Raw genomic sequence first — 24,323 nt, 5'->3', positions numbered from 1 at the left:
AAGCGTCATCCGCAAATCGGTGCACCAAATGCCGCGTCAGCGGCTTCGTTCAATCAGGATTCATTTTTAGGGTCTTCGAGGAACGCCATTCTATGCACATGCCATGGGAAGCAGCGACGCGGACTTTTTCAACAATATCACCCCATTGCGGCCGTTCCTGAGAGATAGCCGACATTCCGCGAACGACTATCTCGCGACAGCCATTGCCCTTTGATCGGATGTCGGTTTTGGCACGGCCCGAATTCATCGATGCCTTTCTCAGAGAGGTCAGGCCGAGTTCGGATGACGTGGACAGGACCGCGCAGCTCTATGGCGTGTCCCTCACCGCCTCCAAGGGGGCCTTGCTCTTTTTCAGGGTTTGGTTTGCCTGATGAGCAGCGGCCGCGGTCTCCCCGCCACTCTCGACGTGAACGGTGGGAACCGCGATCTTGATGCCGTTTTCCTCGAATGCCGCCTTGATCATCATGAGTGCGCGCCGCTTGATGCCGAATTGGGTACCCGGCTTTGTCATCAGCTTCATCCTGAGAACGATCGCATAGTCCCCGAAATTGTCGATGCCCTGCATCTTGAGCGGCTCAATCGTGTCGGCCGCAAATTCCGGGTCTGCTGCCAGTTCCTGGCCGATCTTCTTGATGAGCTTGCGCGCCAGGTCCACGTCGGAATCGTAGGTCACGCCGATCGTGATTTTGTCGATCACCCAATCCCTGCTCATGTTCTGGATCGCCCCGAGCTCACCGAACGGGACGGTATAGATGGGGCCGCGATGATGGCGCAGCTTCACCGAGCGTAGGCTGAAGGATTCGACGGTTCCCTTGTAGCTGCCGCTCTGGATGTACTCACCGACCCGGAAGGCATCGTCGAGCATGTAGAAGACGCCGCTAAGCACATCCTTGACCAGGGTCTGCGAGCCGAAGCCGATGGCAACCCCGAAGATGCCCGCGCCGGCGATCAACGGGGCGATCTGCACGCCGAGCCCCGAAAGCACCATGAGAACGGCCACAGTAGCAAGCAGCACAGCCAGCATGTTGCGGAAGATCGGCAGCAAGGTCCTGAGCCGGCTCCGGCGTGCCGCCTCAGCCGGCGTGATTGTGTCGTCGACCGCGGCCAGCTCCAGCGTCCGGCCGATATAGGCTTTCGCCAGTTGCCAGATGAGATCGGCAACCAGCAAGATCAGGGCACCGTGGAACAGGCCGCGCACGATCCGGTTTATGGTGGTATTACCTTCTGCCATTGCACCTGGGTCCAGGCGCCAGACCAGGCTCAGCCACAGCACCGCGAGCAGGATCACCAGCGCGCGAACGCCGCGGTTGATCAGCACTGTGCGAACGGAATTCGCCGAGGTGGCATTGTCCGGCCGGACCACCAGCGCCTCTGCCACCTGGCCGGCGATGGTCAACGCCTTTGGCAAAAGCAAGGCATAGATGCCGAGCCACAGCGCGCCGTTGAGACCGGCGACCCAGAGCCCCCAGAGGAGAACCAGGTAGATGGTAAGGAGCCATTCCCTCGTGCTTATGCGCTGTGTGGTCGCCGGGCGGCCTGGACGCCGCCAGACCATCTCGACGGCGAGGACCAGAAGCCCGATCCCCAGCAGATAGGCGATCAAACGCGTTGCATCCGGCGAAAAGCCCAGGTGCGGCAGCAGGCTGACGGTCGCCCAGCCGGCCATCAGATAGCCGGTGAAAACGGCCAGCCGGCGATACCAGAAATGGGCTTCGGCATCGCTCGCCGGAACAAGCCGGAGCGGTTTCTCCTGTCCCGCCGGAATGGCGCCGCCATTCGGTGCAAGCAGTATCCTGCCGATGGCCATCACCACCCGCGCGACGATGAATGCGACCAGATAGGTCAGGATGACAACGCGCAGCAAGGCGGGCCAATCGAAGGCCAGGAAAACCCCAGCGCTGACGAGGGAAAACACGACGAGCGGCGCCAGTTCCGCGAATAATCGGGCGGCACGATTGCCCTCGCGTGCGGCGCTTGCACCGGCTGCCTGGCCCGAGCCGGGCTGCTTCACTCCGCCCACCGCGCGCTTGAATACCCACTCCGCTCCGAAGCCAAGCACCAGCAAGGCTGCGAAGAGAACAAGTATGGTGGCGAATCCACGGTTGTTGATTTCTGACCTCACAATTCGGACGGTGTTTGCGGCCTCGCCCGGGATGCGCGGAACCGCGTTACGCAACGCAACGAGATGGTTGCGAATGAGGCTGTCCCAGACCGCCATCTGGGAGGCGGCTGGCGCAACTGGTTTGTCCGCAGGGGGCACTGCCATGGCGTCCAGCCGCGCGCGGATATCGGGATCATCAAGCATCTTGATGAATGCCTGAAATTTTTCATCCGCCACCGGCACGGTCGAAGTTTGCTGCGCCTGCGCCATCGAGGCGCTGCCCATTGCCGCCAACCACACCAATGCCAGCGCGGCCATGACGCACACCGCCAAAAATGGCGACTTTTGCCGGGATACCTCGATCGCTCTCATGCCGCCCTCCCGCGAAAATCCGATCTCGACTGATCTACCCAGTCACCGAGCCGGCTCCCAATAACAACCAATCCGTCGAGCCACATTATCACCAAAGCTCCACTTTCTTTCATGCTTTGAGGCATGCTTGGCGAGATGGATTTCGCGATTTCGTCCCTCGAGTATCCCGCTGGCCTCCCCGTCAATCAGCTCGGCCGCCTAGCATGCGGTCGAGTTCATCCGGCAAGCGGATGGAAGGGTCTATGTCACGGGCCTTGGCTGCATTCTCCTTTGCCCGATCTAGTCGCCTTTTGCGTAGTAAGCGATGGCGATGACCGCATAGGCCTGGGCGTTGGCGGGTTCATGGCTGAGCAGCTTTGCCGTGACTTCAATTGCCAGGCCTCAGCCTCTCGTAGAACAGCTCCTACTGTCGCGGAATGCCTCAATTTGCGGATCGCAAATTCGGCATGCGGCAGGTGCCGCCTGCCGCCGAATAGGACTGCTCCCCGCCAGGAGGTTTGCCGTTGTTGCCATAGGGCCACCACTTATGCGCTAGAATGCGCATAGTCTTTTTGATGGTGCCAGTATCAGTATGTAAGTTACGTAGTCGGACTGTTGCTGGCGAAGCTGTATCCGCCGGTGGCCGAGGATCGACACGCTTGTGGCAGGCGGTCCCAAAGAACCCGCAACGTCTTCCCGATCCCACCAAGCTATTGCGCGGTATCGCCACCGGGAGTTGTATCTCCCTACCGGCCATTGTCGTGTCGAGCTAGATCGCATCCTTGACAGCCCGCTTTCGATGCAACTGCCCGCGAACGACGCTTTCTCGGCCATGTGGCCGAAGGCAACGTCGTCGGCTTGCTTCGACCCGCAGAGGGGTCCGATCGTTTGCAATGAGGCTGGCCCTCTTGCGCCGCTCCGTCGAACGAAACAAAGAAGGCGGCTACGTTCCAGCGCTCTCGCTGCGAGCGCCCCCTCGGTCGAGGCGGTCGTGCCTCGCAAGCACCGTCGAGAAAATCGCCACTCAACCGCTTCGCTGGCGAAGGCCGTCATCGCTGATGGCCATGCCTTCGGCCTAATCGGTGTCTTGGTGGTTCCAGCCTTCTGGTTTGCAAAGATCGACGTCAGCCCAAGCACGCCCGAAATTCCACGACTGCTCGTCGAAACGTTTGATGATCTGACTGAAACCGAAGCCTCTGCAGCCATAGCATCGTGCGCTGAGCATGAACGCCCCTGGCTCGAAAGATGTGCCGGTTTTTGGTGAAGACACGCGGCAAGGTCTCGATGCGGTTTACCCGTTCGGAAGACGTTGAGTTCCTCCCTGGCTCATTGAGGAAAGCCGGACTCACCTCAAGGACCGACCCTTGCGCTGGCCGAGCGGATTCTGTCCGTAGGTTACCGTTAATTACCTTCCGCCCCGAGCGGCAATAGGCAAACCTCACATACCTGCCCTTCAAAGATATGCGGCAAGAGCGCCGCCAAATGGGAGATCACGATGAGCGATGGCACAGACAACATCAACCGTAGCGTCCTTCCAATACCGACACGTCCGCGAACCGGTCTCATCACCTACGACGCCAAGGATCCGGAATCGAAGTATCCGGTCATCGAGCAGCTGCGTCCGCCAAAGGGCGCCCCAAACGTCTTGGTGATCCTGATCGACGATGTGGGCTTCGGCGCCTCAAGCGCCTTCGGCGGTCCGTGCCAGACGCCCAACGCCGAACGCCTGGCGGCCGGCGGTCTCAAGTACAATCGCTTCCATACGACAGCTCTTTGTTCGCCGACGCGCCAGGCGCTGCTCACGGGTCGCAACCACCACTCGGTCGGCATGGGCGGCATTACCGAGATCGCCAGCGGGTCGCCCGGCTATTGCTCGGTCCTGCCGAACACGGCTTCTCCACTGGCAAAGACGCTGAAGTTGAACGGCTATGCGACCGCACAGTTCGGCAAATGCCATGAGGTCCCTGTGTGGGAAACGAGCCCGGCAGGCCCATTTGACGCGTGGCCCACCGGTGGCGGCGGCTTCGAATATTTCTACGGCTTCATCGGCGGCGAGGCACACCAGTGGTATCCATCTCTCTATGAGGGCACCACGCCGATCGAGGTGCACAAGACGCCGGAAGAAGGCTACCACTTCATGGCGGACATGACCGATAAGGCGATTGCCTGGGTCGGCCAGCAGAAGGCGCTGATACCGGACAAGCCCTTCTTCATGTATTTCGCACCCGGCGCAACCCACGCTCCCCACCATGTTCCGAAAGAGTGGGCGGACAAGTATAAGGGCAAGTTCGATCAGGGCTGGGACAAGCTGCGCGAGGAGACCTTCGCTCGCCAGCTCAAACTCGGCGTCATTCCCTCCGACTGCCAGCTGACGCCGCGCCACGAGCAGATTCCTGCCTGGGATGAAATGCCCGAGGAGATGAAGCCTGTTCTGAGGCGTCAGATGGAGGTCTACGCAGGATTCCTGGAATACGCCGACCACCACGTCGGGCGGCTCCTCGACAGCCTCGACCAGATGAAGCTGACGGACGACACGCTGATCTACTATATTATTGGCGACAACGGCGCTTCGGCCGAGGGAACCCTGATCGGCTGCTATAACGAAATGGCCAATTTCAATGGCCTGGCCGCTCTCGAGACGCCACAATTCCTCATGGAGCGGCTGGACAAGCTCGGCGGACCGGACTCTTACAACCACTATGCTGTCGGCTGGGCGCACGCAATGAACACGCCTTACCAGTGGACAAAGCAGGTCGCTTCGCACTGGGGCGGGACCCGAAATGGCACGATCGTCCACTGGCCAAACGGAATCGCAGGCAAGGGCGAGATTCGCTCCCAGTTTCATCATGTCATCGATGTCGCACCGACCATACTGGAGGCGGCCGGGCTTCCGCAACCACAGGCGGTAGACGGGGTTGCTCAGATGGCGATCGAAGGCGTCAGCATGCTCTATTCGTTCAACGAAGCGAAGGCAGCGGAGCGGCACGAGACCCAATATTTCGAAATGTTCGGCAACCGCGGCATCTATCACAAGGGCTGGACCGCGGTGACGCGCCACAAGACGCCGTGGCTGCTGCATGGAGAGACGGTTCCCCCCTTCGACGACGACGTCTGGGAGCTTTACGACACCAGCAAGGACTGGAGCCAAGCCAACAATCTGGCAAAGCAGATGCCGGACAAACTGCATCAGCTTCAGCGCCTGTGGCTGATCGAGGCCACCCGCTACAATGTGCTTCCGCTGGACGATAATGTCGCCGCTCGCTTTGACTCTGATCTGGCGGGACGGCCCGTTCTGATCAAGGGGAAATCCCAGGTTCTGTTCGGAGGCATGGGGCGGCTCTCGGAGAACTCCGTCCTCAATATGAAGAACAAGTCGCATTCGGTGACCGCCGAGATCGTAGTGCCGGAGGGAGGCGCTGAAGGCGTGATCATCTCGCAGGGCGCCAACATCGGCGGCTGGAGCCTGTACGCCAAGGGCGGCAAGCTCAAATACTGCTACAACCTGATCGGCGTTCAGCATTTCTTCGCCGAATCCGCCGATGCAATACCGCCGGGATCGCATCAGGTCCGCATGGAATTTGCCTATGCAGGCGGCGGTCCTGCCAAGGGCGGCACGGTGTCCTTGTTCATTGACAGCAAGAAGGTCGGAGAAGGCGCTGTGGGCGCAACTGCGCCCTCGGTCTTCTCGGCGGACGATGGCTGCGATGTCGGTTGCGACACTGGAGCGCCGGTTTCGCCGGACTACGGCCCACGTGGAAACGCGTTCAATGGAGTCATAAAGGGCGTGCAACTCGCTATTGGCGAAGACGCCGACCATCCCGACCACCACGTCTCGCCGGAAGAGGCCCTTCGCGTCGCAATGGCGCGGCAATAACGAGGCGTCATCTTACGGACGGGCGGCGCCGGGAACGGCGTCGCCCGTTCCTAGGCAACCGTCCTCGTAAAGAGGGATGAGCACGAATGGCAATCGAAGACATTCTGCAACGCTTTTGGGAAGACCTCATCGTGCGGCCGAGCGGGCCCCTGGCACTCAGATTTCTTCTTCAGCCGGTGATGGCGACTTTGTTCGGGATACGTGACGGCATCAAGGACGCGCGCGACGGGCGCTCGCCTTATTTCTGGACTGTCCTGTCAAAGCCTGACGAGCGCCACGCGCGCCTCATTGAAGGGGTGAGATCGACGGGCAAGATTATGGTGCTCGCCGTGATCCTGGATACTGTCTATCAAGTCATGCAACTCCGGACATTCTATCCGTTTGAAGCTGTAGTCGTCGCGATTGTTCTCGCCTTCGTTCCCTATCTCCTAATACGGGGCCCGGCGGCGCGCATCGCGCGCTGGTGGAGCAGCGCTCGTCTCGGGCCTAAATCGTGAATGATCAAAAGCCTCGGGAGCGATCTCGTACGCTGAAACAATGTCGTTGAATAGGGAATTCGAGGGGATCAGAATGGTGAGCAAGCCCGCGGATGAGAGCCCGGCAAGATTTGAAGTCCATGTGACATCGGACAGTCATTTCTCTTGGCTGCGTACGCGTCTCAGCGTCGAGCGCACGCTGATGTCGTGGGTGCGAACGGCTGTCTCGCTTATCGGCTTCGGCTTCACGATCGTCCAGTTCTTCGAGCGTTTTCAGGACATGCAAGGCGTCGCCCCGGCGCTTCGCCCGCAGTCGCCGCGCGTTCTCGGCCTTGCGCTCATCCTTGCCGGCGTGGGTGCGCTCGCTGTCTCGCTGTGGCAATACCGATCGCTACTTCGTTATCTGTGGAGCAAACAGTTCGCTCCGCTCGCCGGAGTGGACAGGGACCCGCACAAGACGCCGCTCTTTGGCGTCACGATCGTTCTGTTGCTCATCGGCATTTTCACTTTCATTGCCGTGCTGTTCCGGTTGGTCTGAAGGCAAGGATGGCGCAGCATCCGAAAAACATAGGGAGGAGACGAAAATGGCAGACAAGAAACCTAACATTCTCATCATGTGGGGCGACGACATCGGCCAGTTCAATGTCAGCGCCTACAACCAGGGCATGATGGGCTACAAGACGCCCAACATCGACAGCATCGCCAAGGAGGGGGCGCTGTTCACCGACTGGTATGGGCAGCAGAGCTGCACCGCAGGTCGCGCGGCATTTATCACCGGGCAGTCGCCCATCCGCTCCGGCCTCACCAAGGTCGGCCTGCCGGGAGCGCCCGAGGGCATGAAGAAGGAAGATCCGACGATCGCCGGCCTGCTCAAGAACCACGGCTACATGACCGGGCAGTTCGGTAAGAACCACCTCGGCGACCGTGACGAGATGTTGCCTTCGAACCACGGCTTCGACGAGTTCTTCGGCAACCTCTACCACCTGAACGCAGAGGAAGAGCCGGAAAACCCCGACTATCCGAAGGAATCGGAGTTTCCGAATTTCAAGAAGAACTTTGGTCCGCGAGGCGTCATTCACAGCTTCGCCGACGGCCGCCTCACAGACACGGGTCCGCTGACCAAGAAACGCATGGAGACCTTCGACGAAGAGGTCTCCGCCAAGGCGATCGACTTTATGGAGCGCGCCAAAAAAGCGGACAAGCCGTTCTTCCTCTGGTGGAATTCCACCAAGATGCATATCTTCACGCACCTCAAGAAGGGGGTGCAGGGAAAGACGGGGCTCGGCATCTATGCCGATGGCATGGTCGAGCACGACCGTCAGGTCGGCGAGATGCTGGCCAAGCTCAAGGAGCTGGGTCTCGATGAGAACACCATCGTAATGTATTCTACCGACAATGGCTCGGAGTCCTTCTCCTGGCCCGACGGTGGCACGACGATGTTCCGGGGTGAAAAGAACACCAATTGGGAAGGCGGCTATCGAGTGCCGTGCGCCATTCGCTGGCCCGGCGTGATCAAACCCGGCACGGTCATCAACGATGTCGGATCGCATGAGGACATGCTCACGACCATCTTGGCCGCGGCTGGCGAGCCTGACGTCAAGGAGAAGCTCCTGAAAGGTCACAAGGCCATGGGCCGGGACTACAAGGTCCACCTCGACGGCTACAACCTCATGCCCGCACTGAAGGGCGAGGCCAAATGGCCGCGCCAGGAGTTCATCTATTGGACCGATGACGGCAGCGTCGCCGCCCTGCGTTACGGCAACTGGAAGGCTACCTTCCTGCGGCAAGACGCACACGGCCTGCACGTTTGGCAGGAGCCCTTCGTGGCGCTGCGTGCACCGATGTTGACCAATCTACGGATGGACCCCTTTGAACTCGCGCATCAGATCGGCATGGACTATGGCCGCTGGTTCGCAGAGCACATGTTTATGATCGCACCCGCGGGCGCCTTCGTGGGACAATGGCTGCAGAGTTTCCGCGAGTTCCCGCCGCGCCAGAAGCCAGGAAGCTTCAACCTCGACCATGTGATGGAAGCGGTGACCGGCACGGGCGGAGGCGGACACTAGCGCTGTTGGCCGGGCGGCGGGCATCCCGCCGCCCGGCATTGCCTATGATCGCCTTCGGTAACTGGTACGATACAAAAAGGTGCTCTGTTGTGAATGACTCTGTTGATCTGACCACGCGCGATCGAAATAGCGCCGTGCCGCCTTTCGAAGGCATGCTGTGGATTCCCGGCGGCACTTTTTTGATGGGCTCGGACGAGCATTATCCCGAAGAGGCGCCGGCGCACCGCGTCAAGGTGGGTGGCTTCTGGATGGATCGCCACACGGTAACCAATCGCGAATTCGAACGTTTCGTAGCAGAGACCGGATATGTGACGCTAGCTGAACGTCCGGCAGATCCCGCAGACTACCCCGGAGCGATACCAGAACTCCTGGTGCCGTCGTCCTCCATGTTCAAGAAGCCGGCTCAGAAGGTCGACATCCGGAACTCCTACAACTGGTGGGTCTATGTAAGCGGCGCCAACTGGCGCCATCCGCGCGGCCCGGCGAGTTCCATCAAGAAGCTGGGCGACCACCCAGTGGTCCACATTGCGTTCGAGGATGCCGAAGCCTATGCGAAATGGGCGGGCAAGGAATTGCCGACCGAAGCCGAGTGGGAGTTCGCAGCCCGCGGTGGACTCGACGGCGCCGAATTTGTCTGGGGTGACGAACTGACGCCAGGCGGCAAGCATCTGGCCAACACTTGGCAAGGCGAGTTTCCCTATGAAAATCGCAACGAGGATGGCTACGAGTGGACGGCTCCGGTCGGTTCGTTCCCGGCCAACGGCTTCGGGCTCCACGATATGGCGGGCAATGTCTGGCAGTGGACTACGGATTGGTATCAGGAGCACTCGCGGATCGAGAGCCCGTGCTGTACGATCGACAATCCGCGGGGTGGCCAGCGCGAAGCCAGTTTTGACCCCCACACCCCTGAGGTCATGATCCCGCGCAAGGTAACCAAAGGCGGCTCCTATCTATGCGCGCCCAATTACTGTCGGCGATATCGGCCTGCGGCGCGCATGTCGCAGCCGGTTGATACTTCGACCTGCCATCTCGGCTTGCGCTGCATCGTTCGTTCACGCTTGTGAGGGAGTGATGCAAGAGGGCTTCGCCGTCATCACCGGGTATACCGTCCTCTTCATCGATGCTATCGCGCTGATCGCTATCGTCGTCGGGACAATCGAGGCAGTCGTCGGCGCGCTTCGCGCGATGTTGGCCCCTTCGGGACCAACCGAGGGACGCGTTGTCTGGCTGCGCTATGCTCGCTGGCTGGTTGCCGGCCTGACATTCCAGCTCGCGGCCGACATCATAGAAACTTCGATTGCACCGGGCTGGGATGACATTGGACGACTAGCGGCAATCGCGGTGATCCGAACGTTCCTCAATTACTTCCTCGAGCGGGATTTGCTCGAGGTGCGGGCGTCTCAGCAGACTTGACAGGAGCTATTGCAAGGCAAGGAGAATTTGGATGCTGAGATGCGGAATCCGTATCGCCGCCCTGGTCGTGATCGTCATTCTAGCTCTAGAAAAGCAGTTTCTTCAGTCCTGCCAAGATTTCCGCCATGGGTAGCGCCAGGAACACGATCGGAACGAACGGCAGCAGCAATGCGATGCCGAGCATGACGATGCTTTTGAGGTCGATTGGCACTAAGCGCAGCGCGTAAACATTTGCGACGATCGCGTACAAATCGGTAGTCGCGGAGAAGTCTGGCTTCTCGATCGCGGAATTGTCGACGGGTCCATTGCGTCCAAGCCATTTCTCTTCGAAAACCGCTCCGACCCGGTTGGCAAGTGCGCCGTATTCGAATGAGCCGCGCTGCAACGCCTTCATCAGAATCGGGGTAAAAAAGAACAATGGCGCGGCAAACAAGGCGACGACCGCCACCAAGAGGCCGGCACTGAAGATCGTGTGGTCTCTCGGCAGCGCCCCATCGACCAAGACAATGTTCGCCGAACGCCCGGCAATGATCGTGGCAATCGCCATCGCTATGAGGGAAAATGCCCGCAGCGAATATCCCAGCACGGAAAGGCCCGCTGCGCCATCCGGATGGGATGCCATGAGGCGGAGGTCGAGCCGGGCGATCCGCCACAGAAGATGCGCCCATAGAGCAAACCTCCACGCCCAGCCAAGGAGCAAGGTCAGGAGCAAGGGTAAACTCACCAGCACGTGCCACCAGCCGGCTGGCGAGAAGGCAGGCGCGGAGCCGCCGGTCTTGTGCCAAATTGGAATCTGATCGAATGGCAGCGAAAAGACCGCCGCAGACGTGAGGAGATAGGCCAGAACGACTACAATAATTTCTGCGGCGCGCGAATTGAGCTGCGCTCGGGTCGATGCAACGGCAGCGTCATATGGCCCACGGTCCTTATCGGTTACAAGCCCGGCATCGGCAAAGTGCCGTACGATCGCATTGAGCCTTAATGCGCACTGAGCTTCGGCCAAGACGAGTAGTGGTGCGGCGATCAGGTACCGCGCGTGCACACCCGCATCCCAAAGGAGCGACGTAATTCCGTCGGTGTGCATAGTCACATTTTGAATGCCGGCTAAAACGAGAAGGGGCGCCCAGCCTACCGCACCGACGATCATCGCGCGGCGGCCAACGTTCAGTTGACTACCCTTAACGATGCCCAGACGCCGCTGGACCCCGACAGGCGGACCATTCTCAAACAGTGCTTCGTTTGCGTGCAGGGCTTCGTTCATTTGCGTGTGCACATCTGCTCCCGATCCCGACAGCGCGGCTCACCAGCATCGAGATGTTTCCAGTTGGCGCTACGGTTCCAGGGGAATTAGTTCATCGATCCCCGCCGAGAGTTTAAGCTGATCTGATTTCCGTTCGTCCATTCCTGGTCCGATCGACCTTTTCCCGCGATCGAAACAATCCGCGGGACGTCTTTTGGTTCGTACATGCCTGCAGCAACCGAGGCGTAGATCGCCTCGTAGCCGTCGACCATGCGGGACGCGCTGAAGCGCTCCTCGAACCTGCGCCTTACCTGGCGCCGGTCGAGCGAATGGGCCCGTTGGATGGCGGCGACCGCATCTTCGATGGTGTCGACCACGAAGCCGGTGACACCGTCGTCCACGACTTCGGGCACCGCACCTTGCGGCCAGGCGATCACCGGCACCCCAAATGCCATGGCTTCGATCATCGCAAGGCCGAAAGGCTCCGGCCAATCGATCGGAAAAAGCAGGGCATGCGCGCCGGCGAAAAGAGCGGCCTTACCGATTTCGTCCACTTCCCCCAAGAATTCGACATGGGGGCTTTTCATCTGCTCGACGAGCTCTTCGCAGTAGGCGCGGTTGCTGTAATCCATCTTGGCGGCGATCTTGAGCCGCATGCCCGCCAACCTGGCGATCTCGATCGCGCGGTCGGGCCGCTTGTCGCGGTAAATCCGGCCCAGAAAAACAAGGTAGGGGTCTTGTGGGGGAGCCCGGTCGGTCGCGGGATAAAGATGCAGGGGCAGGCCGTGATAGACGTTGCCCACCCATCGCGCCTTGGGTAGCGGCTGGCGCTGGCGCATCGAGATCGAGCTTAGCGAGAAGTAAGGCCACCTGGCATATGTGCTAGGAAGATCGCTGTAGTCGAGCCGTCCGTGCGGCGTGGTTATTGTCTTTTCTGCGAATGTCTCGAAGAGCGGGAAATGCTGAAAATGGCTGAGATGGCAATGAATTACGTCGAACCGGTCCTGTTGCCGGCGCACTTCATCCAGCATTGCCAGATGGGCGGCGATCGAGGACCGTCGCGCGTTTGGGTCAAGGCGCAACGCCGTGGTGCCCTGCGGCACCAGATTGGCGGTGGTGACGGAGTTCCCGCTCGCGAACAGCGAGACCTCATGACCTCTTCTGACAAGCTCCTCGGTGAGGAACGATACGATCCGCTCCGTTCCCCCGTAGAGGTGCGGCGGGACCGATTCGTCTAGGGGCGCGACCTGAGCAATTCTCATTTCTTGCGGCTTTCGGTGACGACCGGGAGGCTGCCGTGAGGTTACCGCGTGGAGCGCGGTGAGGGAATGTAAGTTACGTGGTTGGTTGGGTAAGGCGGCTAGGTGGAGCAAAAGGTCGCCGCTTCTGTGCGTCCCGATCGTGATTGCCAGTGACGTTCCTGGCGAAGAGGGAGCAAATCGAGGCTGATCGCGAGCGTGCCCGGCTGGACAAAGATGCGCTGGATCTGGTGTAGAACAGCCGAGAACAGGTTCGATAAGGATAGCTGCTTCGAGGAACGTTGAGCTTTGCTCGGCTTGCTGAAAGCAGGGTTCACATCGAGGACTGACTTTCGAACTCTCCAATACCGTAAATTACCTTCCGCCCAGAGAGGCGATGCCTCAACTTCACCTGAGCGCGACAAGTCGGAAGGTGACGAGGATGAGAACTCCGACGCATTCGAACTCGGTCCCGACGCGAGGAGGGAAGCACTTCGTGCTGATCGATGAAAAGAAAGCCAGCGCTGCAAAAGCGCGTTTCCAGCGTTCCGCAAATCTCCAGCCACGCAAGCCGCAGGATCAGCCGCGAGAATTAGATGCGATGTGCGGCTTCGCGGCGAACCGGATTGCCATCGAGGGCGTAAGCCCGGAGATCGACGGCGGGCGCTTCCCGGCCAAATGTGTCGCCGGCGAGAAGGTTCTGATCGAGGCGGACATCTTCGGCAACGGTCATGACACGGTCGCTGCCAGCCTGCTTTACCGGCCCGCAGGGACCGAAGGCTGGACCGAGCAGCCGATGACCCTTTTGGAGAACGACCGCTGGACTGCCACGGTCGTGCTTGGCGAAAACCGGCTTTACCAGTTCACCTTCGGCGCATGGCACGACCTCTATGCGACCTGGCGCAAGGAAGCGGTCAAGAAGCATACGGCGGGCCAGAATATCGCCCTCGAAATGCAGGAAGGACGCCGCCTGCTCCAATCTGCGGTGCGATCGGATCGGGCAGGCCCAGATGATGTCGCAGAACTTGAGCAGGTGCTGGCGTCGTTCGAGATTCTGCGTGCCGACACGCAGCGTCTTGCTCTGCTTAGTTCCGACGCGGTGGCCGCAGTGATGAGCCGGGGCGGGGTCAGAACCAACCTCAGCTATTACCACAAGGTTCTCGAAATCTTCGCGGACCGCAAGACCGCGGCGTTCAGCGCTTGGTACGAGCTTTTCCCGCGCTCCCAATCAGGCGATCCCGCGCGCCACGGCACCTTTGACGACGTCATTAACCGTCTGCCCTATGTGCGCGATCTCGGCTTCGACGTGCTTTACTTCCCACCCATTCACCCCATCGGCGAGACCAATCGCAAGGGCCGCAACAACAGCCTCAAGGCCGAATTGGGCGACGTCGGCAGCCCCTATGCCATCGGCTCAAAACATGGAGGGCACGATGCCATCCACCCGGAACTCGGGAGTTTCGAGGATTTCCATCGCTTGGTGGCTGCTGCGCGGCGGCACGGGCTGGAGGTTGCGATCGACTTTGCGATTCAATGTTCTCCAGACCACCCCTGGATTAAGGCGCATCCGGAATGGTTCGACTGGCGGCCGGACGGCTCCCTCGAATTCGCCGAGAACTCGCCCAAGAAGTACGAGGACATCGTCAATGTGAACATTCACGGTGACGCCTTCCCAGGTCTCTGGCACGCTTTGCGCGACATCGTGCTGTTTTGGATTGGCCACGGGGTAAAGATCTTCAGGGTCGACAACCCGCACACCAAGCCGTTCGCCTTCTGGGAGTGGATGATCGGGGAAGTCCGCTCCAGGCATCCCGAAACTATCTTCCTCGCCGAAGGCTTCACGCATTCCAAGGTCATGAAGCGCCTCGCCAAAGTCGGATTCAACCAGAGTTACTCCTATTTCACTTGGCGAAACCTCAAACGGGAATTGGAGGAATACCTTACCGAACTCACTCAGGAAGAATGCCGCCACTATATGCGGCCGAACTTCTTCGCCAATACGCCCGACATCAATCCAATCTATCTCCAGCATAGCGGCAGGCCGGGATTCCAGGCCAGGCTGATCTTGGCCGGCACGCTCGGCGGCAATTACGGCATCTATAACGGCTTCGAGATCTGCGAGGCTGAGGCCGTGCCCGGCAAGGAGGAGTACCTCAACTCCGAGAAGTACCAAATCCGCGCCTGGAATATGGACGAGCCCGGCAACTTGCAGTGGGACATTGGGTTCGTCAACCGCCTCCGTCGAAACCACAAGTCGCTGCAGGACTTCACCAATCTCGCCTTCTACAATGCCTGGAACGACAACATCATCTACTACGGCAAGCGCACGGCCGACCTGTCCGACTTCCTGCTGTTCCATGTCTGCCTCGATCCGCACTCGGCTCAGGGTGCGGATTTCGAGGTGCCGCTTTGGGAATTAGGTCTCACCGACGACGCCCCGATCGAAGTGGAGGATATGGTCACCGACCGCCACTTCACCTGGCACGGAAAAATTCAGCACATCCATCTCGATCCGTTCTACAAGCCCTATGCGGTGTGGCGACTTATCTCGCCGGGAGCACACGCGGGGCAGTCTCGACCAGACGCTTGAGGCGGCTTCGAACCAGCCTTCTCGAAGCTTCGCGTATTCTGCGGCTTTGGTCGCGACAGCGCGTCAAAGCTCAATTTTCCTTTCGACGCCATCGGCGCTTTCAGCGAGTTCGCTTGCGCGACGGCGGCTCCAGCTTGCCGGTCATTTTTCATCACCGCTGTTGACGACGAGGCTCCTGAGACGGAGGCCCTTGAAACAGGCTGCATCGCTTACCTCCACAAACCCTTCCCCGGGATCCAGAGTAGTCACCGGTAAAGTGCAGTTTTCCGCTCACCGCCAATTGTGCGGCTCGCATTTGGCTGCGCGCGTTCGACGTAAATTACATAGAGTCGCTGGTGTGGCAGGGCCTATTGGCGCATCTTTTCGCCTGCGGACAGGCGTCCCCAACAAGGACGCTGGCGCCGGCCCTCAGGGCCTTTCTGCCGGCCAGGAGGAGGGGGTGAGATGAAGACCTTTCTTGCCACTGAGCTGTCGTGGCTTTCTTGTTTCCGGGACTGCCTTTCGCAGACGCATTGGCGGCCCGGCACAAAGGCCTGCCGGAACGACGACAAGCAGGAGGATCGAAGCATGATGGGTAATGGCATGTTGAAGGCGGGCGCTGCGGCGCTGGCGCTGCTGCTTGCCGGGCTTGGTTCGGCGCACCCTGTCCTTGCACAAGAGCAGGTCGCGGCGGCTGGCGCTTCGGGCGCTGCGACGACTTCGCCGGAGCCGCTGAACGCCGACGAGATGGAGATCCTGGTTGCGCGGATTGCGCTCTACCCGGACGAACTGATCGCGGTGATCACGGCGGCAGCGCTTTATCCGCTGCAGATCGTCGATGCAGCGCGCTTCCTCGACCGGTACGAGAAGGACAAGAGCTTGAAGCCGAAGGAGAGCTGGGACGGCTCGGTGGTGTCTCTGCTCAACTATCCCGAGGTCGTCAAGATGATGAGCGACGACCTCGAATGGACGCAAGCGCTCGGCGACGCCATCGCATACCAGCAGAAGGACGTGCTGATCGCCATCCAGCAATTGCGCGACGAGGCGGTCGCCAAGGGGGTGATCAAGACCGACGACAAAATCCAGGTCGTCGAAGAGAACGACAACGTCGTCATAAAGTCTGCCAGCCCGGAGGTGATCTATGTCCCGCAATATCCGCCTCAGATGCTCTATGAACCGGACTATGTGTGGGAGCCGATCCGCTACTATCCCGACCCCTATCCCTATTACTGGTATCCCGGAGCGACCTTTTTCGCCGGGGCAGTGACGGGCGCCATCTGGGCCGCCGCCGTCGACTGGGACGACTGGGGCGTATGGGGCGGCCGCTGGAACGGCGGCGACATCGATATCGACTGCAACAACTGCTTCAACAACCGCGACTTCAACGGCAAGGTCAACTTCAATGACGTGGACTGGAAGAACGTCGACCGCAGCAAGATCAACATCGACCGCAACCAACTGAACAAGTTCGACCGCAACGAGATCAAGAACAAGGTCAAGGCGAACGGCGACAACGCCATCCGCGACCGCGCCAAGGACATCAAGAAGCGCGACCAGGTCGCCAACAGGGGGCCGGGCAAGACGGCTGGAACCAGGGACATTCGCAAGAGCACGCTGGACGGGCTGAAGGGCCAGGGAGGTCAGGCGACAAACAGGCCGGCCAACAAGGCGAACGTCAATCGCCCTGCGGCGAAGCCCACCGCCAACCGTCCTGCGGCCAAGCCTGCCAACGTTAACCGCAAGGCCGGCAAGCCGAAGCCGGCGACGAGGGTCGACAATCGCCCGAAGAAGCCGTCCGGGCTCGGCAACGTCAACCGCGGCAAGTCAACCAAGGTCAGCTCCAACCGGGGCCACAAGTCGATGGGCGGTGGCAGTCGCGGAGGCGGTGCCCACAAGCAGATCAGGCGACCCAGCGGCGGCGGGCGGCGGCGTTGAGGCAACGGGAGGACAGGATCATGACCAGGATGTTCAGCACCACCCGTTTCACGGGCCTTCATCACAGCGTCTGCGCGGTCGCCATTGCTCTTGGCCTCGCTCTGTCGTTGTCGTCAGTCGCCTCCGCGCAGGATGCGGCGGCCCCGGATGTAGCCAGACCGGAGATCGAATCGTTTGCGGCTGCCGACGAGCCGCCGTCCTTCGACACGCCGGAGGTGGCGCTCGACGCCTTCAAGCAGGCGCTTCAGGTTGAAGGCTCGGACGCGGTCGCAGCATTGCTCGGCCTCGACGCTGCAAAACTCAAGGCCGACGAGAACACCGACGACACGCTTGCGGCGGCCAGGGAAGGGGCGGCAAAACAGCTCGTGCTCGACGGCGAGGGCGACCGTCGCACGGTGCAGATCGGCGAGAAGCTGTGGCCCCTGCCGTTCCCGATCGTCAAGGGCGAGGATGGCAAATGGGCGTTCGACACCTATGACGGGCTTGAGGAGATCGTGAACCGCCGCGTCGGCGAGAACGAGTTGCAGGCAATCGAGACGATGCGCGCCTATGTCGACGCACAGGAGGACTATGCATCTGGGGACCGTGACGAGGACGGCGTCGAGGAGTTCGCGCAAAAACTCGTCAGTACGCAAGGCATGACCGACGGGATCTACTGGCCGGCGGACGACATAAACGGGGAAAGCCCCGCCGGTGACCTCAGCCAGTCCGAGCTCGACGACGCAGCCAGGGGCGAAGGCTATTTCGGTTACAAGTACAAGATCCTGACCGGACAGGGTGACAGGATCGCCGGCGGCGCCTACGACTACGTCATCAACGGCAACATGATCGCCGGCTTCGGCCTCATCGCTTGGCCAGCCAAATATGGCGAGACGGGCGTAAAGACCTTCGCCGTCAATCAGCACGGCGTCGTCTACGAGACCGATCTCGGGCCGACCACCGAGGCGGTCGTCAAATATATCGACCGCTTCAATCCAGACGAAACTTGGGAGGTCGTCGCCGATTGAGGGGAAACACGTTCCATGCGCTCAAGGCTAGTATCGGCAAGTCCCGCGGGGCGCGACGCCAGACGGACCGGGAGCGTCGTTGATGCAGATCAAGGAACAAGGCGCGCTTGTGAACAAATGCTAATGTTAGCCTAAGGGAGGGAACAATGAGGAAAATACGCGCTGCTTCGATTTTGGCGGGCCTCGCCGCCTTCGGGATTGCCGGGCTTGGACTTGCGCGGCCAGCCGCCGCCCAGGAGACCACCGATGTCGGCACCCTCGACGCGGCGAAGGCCGGAAGGGTGTTTGCCGCCAAACCTCCCTACTCGCCCTATGCGGGGCGCAACTTTCCGACCCGCCCTCTGTTCGGCGATACGCATCTGCATACTGGAGCCTCGTTCGACGCCGGCGCGTTCGGCGCCCGGCTGACGCCTCGCGACGCCTATCGCTTCGCGCGCGGCGAGGAGATCACGGCGTCGAGCGGCCAGCCTGCGAAGCTGTCGCGGCCTCTCGACTTCCTGGTTGTGGCCGACCACTCCGACAATATGGGCATGTTCCCCGACCTGTTTGCGGGAAAGCCGGACGTTATCGCCGATCCGCAGGCCAAGACCTGGTACGAGGAGATCAAGGCGGGACAAGGCGGCAAAGCCGCGCTCGAGATCATCTTTAGCTTCGGCAAGGGAACGCTGCCGAAGGCGATGATCTACGGGCCAGACACGCGACCTTACAAGAATGCGTGGCAGGACACGATCAAGGCGGCCGAGGAATACAACGATCCGGGCCGCTTCACCGCCTTCATCGGCTACGAATGGACATCAAACACGGCCGGCAACAATTTGCACCGCAACGTCATTTTTCGCGACAATGCAGACAAGGCGGACCAAGTCGTGCCCTACACGACGCTGAAACCGCTCGGCAGCGACAACCCGCGCGACCTGTGGAAATGGATGCAAGCCTATGAGGACAAAACCGGCGGCAACGTGCTCGCCATCGCGCATAACGGCAACCTGTCCAACGGGCGCATGTTCCCGCTGATCGAATCCTTCACCAACAAGCCGGTGGACACCGAATATGTCGAGCAGCGCGCCCGTTGGGAACGGCTCTACGAGACGACGCAGACCAAAGGCGACGGCGAAGCACATCCGGTCCTGTCGCCGAACGACGAGTTCGCGGATTTCGAGACCTGGGATTTCGGCAATCTCGACGCCAGCGTGCCGAAGACGCCCGACATGCTGGAGTTCGAATATACCCGCTCGGCGCTGAAGAACGGTCTCAAGCTCGAAGCCGATCTCGGCACCAACCCCTACAAGTTCGGGCTGGTAGGCAGTTCCGACGCGCATACGGGCCTTGCGGCCATGGAAGAGGAAAACTTCTTCGGCAAGACGACGCCGCAGGAACCGAGCCCGGAGCGCCTGACGGCGACGTTCGTCAAAGACGGCAAGACCGGAATCACGGTGATGGACTGGGAGGTCGGCGCATCGGGCTACGCCGCAGTGTGGGCGGAGGAGAACACCCGCGAGGCCATCTGGGACGCGATGCAGCGCAAGGAGACCTATGCCACCACCGGGCCGCGCATGGCCGTGCGCTTCTTTGGCGGCTGGGACTTCGAGCCGGCCGATGCGCAGAACCGCAACCCCGGCGCGATCGGCTACGGCAAGGGTGTGCCGATGGGCGGTGACTTGACCAGCGCGCCGGAAGGCAAGGCACCGACCTTCCTGGTTGCGGCGCTGAAGGATCCGATCGGCGCCAATCTCGACCGCTACCAGATCGTCAAGGGCTGGCTCGACGACAAGGGCGAAACCCATGAGCAGGTCTACGACGTGGTGTGGGGCGGCGACCGCGAGCCGGGCACCGACGGCAAGGTGCCGTCAGTCGGCAGCACCGTCGACGTCGAGAACGCGACTTGGACCAACACGATCGGCGCGCCGGAGTTGATTGCGGTGTGGAAGGATCCGGACTTCGATCCGAAGCTGAAGGCCTTTTATTACGGGCGCGTTATCGAGATCCCGACGCCGCGCTGGACCGCCTACGACGCCAAGCGGTTCGGCACGAAGCCGCTGGAGGGCACGCGGATGACCGTCACCGAACGCGCCTATACATCGCCGATCTGGTACACGCCGTAACAGTCTTGATGCCAACACATGAGAACAAGGAATGGTAGCATGATGCATCCATCGAGAAGTCTGAACGAGACAGTTCGGACCGCTATTGCGGTGCTGGCACTTTGCGGGCTGGCAGGCGTGACGGGTGTTCAGCCCGCCGCGGCCGATGGCGCTGGGTCGAAGCAAATGTTCAAGGCCATGACCGACTACCTTGCTGGCCAGCAGGCCTTCTCGTTCAACTATGACGCGACACTAGACATCGTCACGACCGACATGATGAAGGTCGGCCTCGCGAGTTCGGGCTCGCTCACGCTGCAACGCCCGGACAAGGCGCGCATGACCCGGACTGGCGTGGTCGACGTCGAACTGACCTATGACGGAAAAATAGTGTCGGCGATCGGCAAGAACCTCAACGTCTATACGAAGATACCCCTTGAGGGCTCGGTCGACGACATGATCGAAACGCTTCGTTTCGCCTATGGCGTCGAAGCGCCGGCCGCCGACCTTCTTTCGGCCGACGCCTACGAAATCATGATGGAGAACGTCACGGCGGGCAAAGACCTCGGAAGCGGCGTGATTGGTGGCGAGGTCTGCAACCACCTGGCCTTCCGCACCAGGGACACCGACTGGGAAATTTGGATCGCCGATGGCGAAGTGCCCCGTCCCTGCCGTATCACCATCACAAGCAGGATGATGGCCATGGCGCCGTCCTACACGGTGCAGATTTCCGACTGGAAGGCCGGCAAGGACGTGGCTGCAGACGATTTCCAGTTGAAGACCGGCGATGCCAAGGAAGTGAAGATCGAGGAGATGCCCGGGCTGGACGATCTCGCCGGCCTGGTTGAAGAAGGAGATGCACAATGAAGTCGTCCACCAAGGCAGTAATCGCATCGCTCGCGCTGTTGTTCGGCGCCTCGGACCTCCACATCGCCGATTGGCGGGTGGGCATGGGCTTCTTTAGCCTGGTCTCCGATGCCGAAGCGCGCGTCGGGCGTCCGGCAACGCCGGGCAGCGTTGCCGGCGTCGCCCGCAGGACGACGCGCCGCGTTATCCGCCGCGGCGCCTATATCGGCGCTATTCCCGCCGGCTGCCCGTATGGCAGCTACTACGGCTACAATCTCTACTACTGCGGTGGCAGCTATTACCAAAAGTCGGGCGGCGGATATGTCGTCGTCTATTTCTAGGCGACGATGCTTGGAAGCATTGCGAAGGCGCCGCTGCGTGTTGTGGGCCGCAACCAGGCAAATCGTGACCGGTGACGGGCAAACTCGCTAATGGTGATCGGGCCAACCCCTGAGGAATGAATCGATGGACCCGGCCAGATATTTCGAAAGATGGTTCCAGAGCTATTGCGAGTCCGAGCGCCTACGAAGCCTTCAACGAAGGCATCCCCTTCGAGAGGACCAAGAGGGAGGACGAAGACGATCTGGCCAATGACTAGCGGCGGTTCGGCGAGTCTTCGCCGATGAGCCATGATGTCCGAGACCTGCCCATCGCGACCCGTCCCTGGACGCACCGACTGATGCTGAAATCGCTGCTGAAGGAACCGCTCCTCCACTTCCTCTTGATCGCGCTCGCGATCTTCGCGGTGCACGGGCTGTTGGGCAATGACGCGGAGGAGAAGACGGACAGCATCGTCGTCACGGCGCCGAAGATCGAGCAGATGGCCAGCCTGTTCGCCAAGACCTGGCAGCGCCCGCCGACCGCCGACGAACTCAAGGGGCTGATCGACGATCACGTGAAGGAGGAAATCTTCGTCCGCCAGGCGCTCGAACTCGGGCTCGACAAGGACGACACAGTCGTCAGACGGCGTCTTCGCCAGAAGATGGAGTTCCTGAATGACGCCGACGCCGAGGCGCTGGAAGCGACGGAGGCGGAGCTGCAAGCCTATCTGGCCGCCAATCCGGACGCGTTCAGGGTCGACGGCATGCTGGCCTTCCAGCAGGTGTTCCTCAACCCGCAGCGGCGTGGCGACGCGATCGATCAGAACGCCGCATCTGTACTGGAGGCGCTGCTGGCCGACCCAGCCGCGGACCCTTCTCCGCTCGGCGACCCGACCCTGCTGCCGCCCGGGCTGCCGCTTTCCGGCGCCGCATCGATCGGCCAGACCTTCGGCTTCGATTTCGCCGAAGCGCTCGGCAAGGCGCCCGTGGGCCATTGGACGGGTCCCGTCACCTCCACCTTCGGGCTACATCTGGTGCGCGTGACGGAGCGCGTGCAAGGCCGGACGCCGGCGCTCGACGAGGTGCGCGTGGCGGTGGCACGGGAGTGGACGAACGCCAGGCGCAAGGAGCTCGAAGACGAGCATCTAGCTAAACTGCTCAAGGGCTATAAAATCACCATCGAGAGCCCGGACGGCACGGAAGCCAGCCAGTGACTCGACTTGGCGCGATGCTTGCAATTGTGGTTGCGGCGCTTCTCGCCGCACCCGCGATGGCGCATGAGGTCCGGCCGGCCTATCTCGACATGCGCGAAACGGAGAGCGACGCGTTCGCCGTCGTCTGGAAGGTCCCCGCTCTGGGCGAAATGCGCCTCGGGCTCCATGCCCGCCTGCCCGGCTCCTGCGTGGAGAAGACGGAGCCGGTGGGTTCGATCGAGGCTGGAGCCTATCTGGAGCGATGGTCCGTCGCCTGCGCCGGCGGTCTGAAAGGCCGCGAGATAGGCGTCGACGGGCTTGGATCGACGATGACCGACGCGCTGGTCCGCATCCAGTACGCGACGGGCGACACGGAGGTCGCTCGCCTGCTGCCGGAGGAGCCGGCCTTCGTCGCGGCAGGAACGCAGACCGGCCTGGAAGTGGCGCGGACCTATTTCCTGCTCGGTCTGGACCATATCCTGTCGGGCCTCGACCACCTGCTATTCGTGTTGGCGCTGATGCTGCTCATCCGCGACCGCTGGATGCTGGTGAAGACGATCACGGCCTTCACGGTGGCGCACAGTATCACGCTGGCCGGTGCATCGCTCGGCTATTTCAGCCTGCCGCAGGCGCCGGTCGAGGCGACGATCGCGCTCAGCATCGCCTTCGTGGCGAGCGAACTGGTCAAGATGAAGCCGGGCGAGCGGCGGCTTTCGGAGAGCTATCCATGGGTCGTCGCCTTCGCGTTCGGGCTGTTGCACGGCTTCGGCTTCGCCGGCGCGCTGAAGGAAATCGGCCTGCCGCAAGCCGACGTGCCGCTCAGCCTGCTGACGTTCAACCTCGGCGTCGAGGCGGGCCAGTTGATCTTCGTTGCCGGGGCGCTGGTGCTGCTCGCGGCGGCGGGCGCGCTGGTCAGGGTGCCGCCCGCCCCGGCCCGCCTGGCCGGCGCCTACGCGATCGGCACGGCGGCGATGCTGTGGCTGGTGCCGAGGATCGCCGGCTTGGCGGCGTGACCGAGGCCGATCGGCTACGTGATCAACGGGTCGGGATGTGGACAGAACAGAGCCGTGGCCGGATGGCCCAGATCGCCGCAGGTTTCGGCCACTGCGGTCATTCGAGAACTAGAGGCGGATGGCCGCTACTGGGGCTAAGCGATCAGATAGAAGTTCCTTACAGATCCTCGGGCATACCTGAAGGTTTGCAACCGCCTTTATGGTTTGCTACTTTCACCTTGAGGGTGAGGAGATCCGGATTTTGTACCGCCTATGGAACTGGCTCCTACGTCGGAAAGCATCGGGTGGCGGAGAGAAGAGGGGGGAGCCGGGTCATCTTTCCTCTGTCAGCGAAGCGCGTCTCGTGGACTTTTTGGCGAACACGACTTTCGGCGAGAGGTTCAAAGCCCAATGTCGAAGCCAACCTCAATGCCGAATTCAAGCGTGTACTTGCCTCTACCTTGCCGCTCGCAAAGAAGTCTGGGGATCGCCTGTCGGAAGCGCGGTTATCGTGTCTTTGGCCTGCTGGGGGTATCCGGGATAACTCCGTCAATCGGCTCCTCTTGATGTCTAGAGCGTTTCAGTGATTAATTGAATCTTTGGGGGATTGAACGAAGCCGCTGA

At 61.1% G+C, this 24,323-nt stretch carries 18 protein-coding genes and 1 pseudogene; 16 read left to right on the top strand and 3 right to left on the bottom strand.

All coding sequences use genetic code 11. From position 1 onward, the window contains the following. Nucleotides 1-307 precede the first annotated feature (307 nt). Nucleotides 308-2,419 (bottom strand): mechanosensitive ion channel family protein, encoded by a 2,112-nt coding sequence (locus E5X88_RS31370; RefSeq protein WP_292168054.1) that lies wholly within the window; start codon nucleotides 2,417-2,419, stop codon nucleotides 308-310. 1,024 nt (nucleotides 2,420-3,443) lie between these two features. Here E5X88_RS31370 and E5X88_RS31365 point away from each other — a divergent pair. The 7 genes from E5X88_RS31365 (at nucleotide 3,444) to E5X88_RS31335 (ending at nucleotide 10,281) form a co-directional block, all read left to right on the top strand. After that, nucleotides 3,444-3,716: a hypothetical protein gene (locus E5X88_RS31365; protein ID WP_292168052.1), complete on the top strand. Its 273-nt coding sequence runs from the start codon at nucleotides 3,444-3,446 to the stop codon at nucleotides 3,714-3,716. 231 nt (nucleotides 3,717-3,947) lie between these two features. Continuing rightward, entirely contained in the window at nucleotides 3,948-6,326 is a 2,379-nt protein-coding gene (locus E5X88_RS31360) for an arylsulfatase (protein ID WP_292168051.1), read from the top strand. An 86-nt stretch (nucleotides 6,327-6,412) separates the two neighbouring features. After that, nucleotides 6,413-6,823 (top strand): hypothetical protein, encoded by a 411-nt coding sequence (locus E5X88_RS31355; protein WP_292168050.1) that lies wholly within the window; start codon nucleotides 6,413-6,415, stop codon nucleotides 6,821-6,823. Nucleotides 6,824-6,896: 73 nt separating this feature from the next. Beyond that, nucleotides 6,897-7,340 (top strand): DUF202 domain-containing protein, encoded by a 444-nt coding sequence (locus E5X88_RS31350; RefSeq protein WP_292168049.1) that lies wholly within the window; start codon nucleotides 6,897-6,899, stop codon nucleotides 7,338-7,340. 46 nt (nucleotides 7,341-7,386) lie between these two features. Further along, a complete protein-coding gene (locus E5X88_RS31345; RefSeq protein ID WP_292168048.1) occupies nucleotides 7,387-8,868 on the top strand; it encodes an arylsulfatase in 1,482 nt (493 codons plus the stop codon). A 152-nt stretch (nucleotides 8,869-9,020) separates the two neighbouring features. Beyond that, complete coding sequence (locus E5X88_RS31340) at nucleotides 9,021-9,932, top strand: formylglycine-generating enzyme family protein (protein WP_292168059.1); 912 nt, start codon at nucleotides 9,021-9,023, stop codon at nucleotides 9,930-9,932. Nucleotides 9,933-9,939: 7 nt separating this feature from the next. Next, nucleotides 9,940-10,281, top strand: a complete 342-nt coding sequence (locus E5X88_RS31335; protein WP_292168047.1) for a DUF1622 domain-containing protein — start codon at nucleotides 9,940-9,942, stop codon at nucleotides 10,279-10,281. A gap of 85 nt (nucleotides 10,282-10,366) precedes the next feature. Here E5X88_RS31335 and E5X88_RS31330 read toward each other — a convergent pair whose 3' ends face one another. Together E5X88_RS31330 and E5X88_RS31325 are read right to left on the bottom strand one after the other, a co-directional pair. Then, a complete protein-coding gene (locus E5X88_RS31330; RefSeq protein ID WP_292168045.1) occupies nucleotides 10,367-11,542 on the bottom strand; it encodes a hypothetical protein in 1,176 nt (391 codons plus the stop codon). Nucleotides 11,543-11,628: 86 nt separating this feature from the next. Further along, nucleotides 11,629-12,783 (bottom strand): glycosyltransferase family 4 protein, encoded by a 1,155-nt coding sequence (locus tag E5X88_RS31325; RefSeq protein ID WP_292168044.1) that lies wholly within the window; start codon nucleotides 12,781-12,783, stop codon nucleotides 11,629-11,631. A gap of 472 nt (nucleotides 12,784-13,255) precedes the next feature. Here E5X88_RS31325 and E5X88_RS31320 point away from each other — a divergent pair, with 472 nt between their 5' ends. The 9 genes and pseudogenes from E5X88_RS31320 (at nucleotide 13,256) to E5X88_RS31280 (ending at nucleotide 23,720) form a co-directional block, all read left to right on the top strand. Further along, nucleotides 13,256-15,349 (top strand): alpha-1,4-glucan--maltose-1-phosphate maltosyltransferase, encoded by a 2,094-nt coding sequence (locus E5X88_RS31320; protein ID WP_292168042.1) that lies wholly within the window; start codon nucleotides 13,256-13,258, stop codon nucleotides 15,347-15,349. Nucleotides 15,350-15,459: 110 nt separating this feature from the next. Continuing rightward, nucleotides 15,460-15,604, top strand: a pseudogene (locus E5X88_RS31315) (response regulator); the annotation flags it as partial. A gap of 315 nt (nucleotides 15,605-15,919) precedes the next feature. Beyond that, nucleotides 15,920-17,263 carry a DUF3300 domain-containing protein gene (locus E5X88_RS31310; protein WP_292168058.1) on the top strand — a complete coding sequence of 448 codons (1,344 nt, stop codon included), beginning with the start codon at nucleotides 15,920-15,922 and terminating at the stop codon, nucleotides 17,261-17,263. Between the two features lie 29 nt (nucleotides 17,264-17,292). Next, nucleotides 17,293-18,270 carry a DUF2950 family protein gene (locus tag E5X88_RS31305; RefSeq protein WP_292168056.1) on the top strand — a complete coding sequence of 326 codons (978 nt, stop codon included), beginning with the start codon at nucleotides 17,293-17,295 and terminating at the stop codon, nucleotides 18,268-18,270. Between the two features lie 146 nt (nucleotides 18,271-18,416). Beyond that, nucleotides 18,417-20,372, top strand: coding sequence for a DUF3604 domain-containing protein (locus E5X88_RS31300; RefSeq protein WP_292168040.1), 1,956 nt, complete (start codon nucleotides 18,417-18,419; stop codon nucleotides 20,370-20,372). Nucleotides 20,373-20,411: 39 nt separating this feature from the next. Beyond that, nucleotides 20,412-21,215, top strand: a complete 804-nt coding sequence (locus E5X88_RS31295) for a DUF2092 domain-containing protein (RefSeq protein ID WP_292168039.1) — start codon at nucleotides 20,412-20,414, stop codon at nucleotides 21,213-21,215. Then, nucleotides 21,212-21,535 carry a hypothetical protein gene (locus E5X88_RS31290; protein ID WP_145711569.1) on the top strand — a complete coding sequence of 108 codons (324 nt, stop codon included), beginning with the start codon at nucleotides 21,212-21,214 and terminating at the stop codon, nucleotides 21,533-21,535. The genes E5X88_RS31295 and E5X88_RS31290 overlap by 4 nt, the downstream gene beginning before the upstream one ends. A gap of 338 nt (nucleotides 21,536-21,873) precedes the next feature. After that, nucleotides 21,874-22,728 (top strand): peptidylprolyl isomerase, encoded by an 855-nt coding sequence (locus E5X88_RS31285; protein ID WP_292168035.1) that lies wholly within the window; start codon nucleotides 21,874-21,876, stop codon nucleotides 22,726-22,728. Then, entirely contained in the window at nucleotides 22,725-23,720 is a 996-nt protein-coding gene (locus tag E5X88_RS31280; protein WP_292168034.1) for a HupE/UreJ family protein, read from the top strand. The genes E5X88_RS31285 and E5X88_RS31280 overlap by 4 nt, the downstream gene beginning before the upstream one ends. Nucleotides 23,721-24,323 lie beyond the last annotated feature (603 nt).

Origin of the sequence: Mesorhizobium sp. (assembly GCF_004962245.1) — a bacterium.
Lineage (GTDB): Bacteria > Pseudomonadota > Alphaproteobacteria > Rhizobiales > Rhizobiaceae > Mesorhizobium.
The sequence above is the reverse complement of the archived record's forward strand: the minus strand, read 5'-3'. Positions and strand labels throughout refer to the sequence as shown.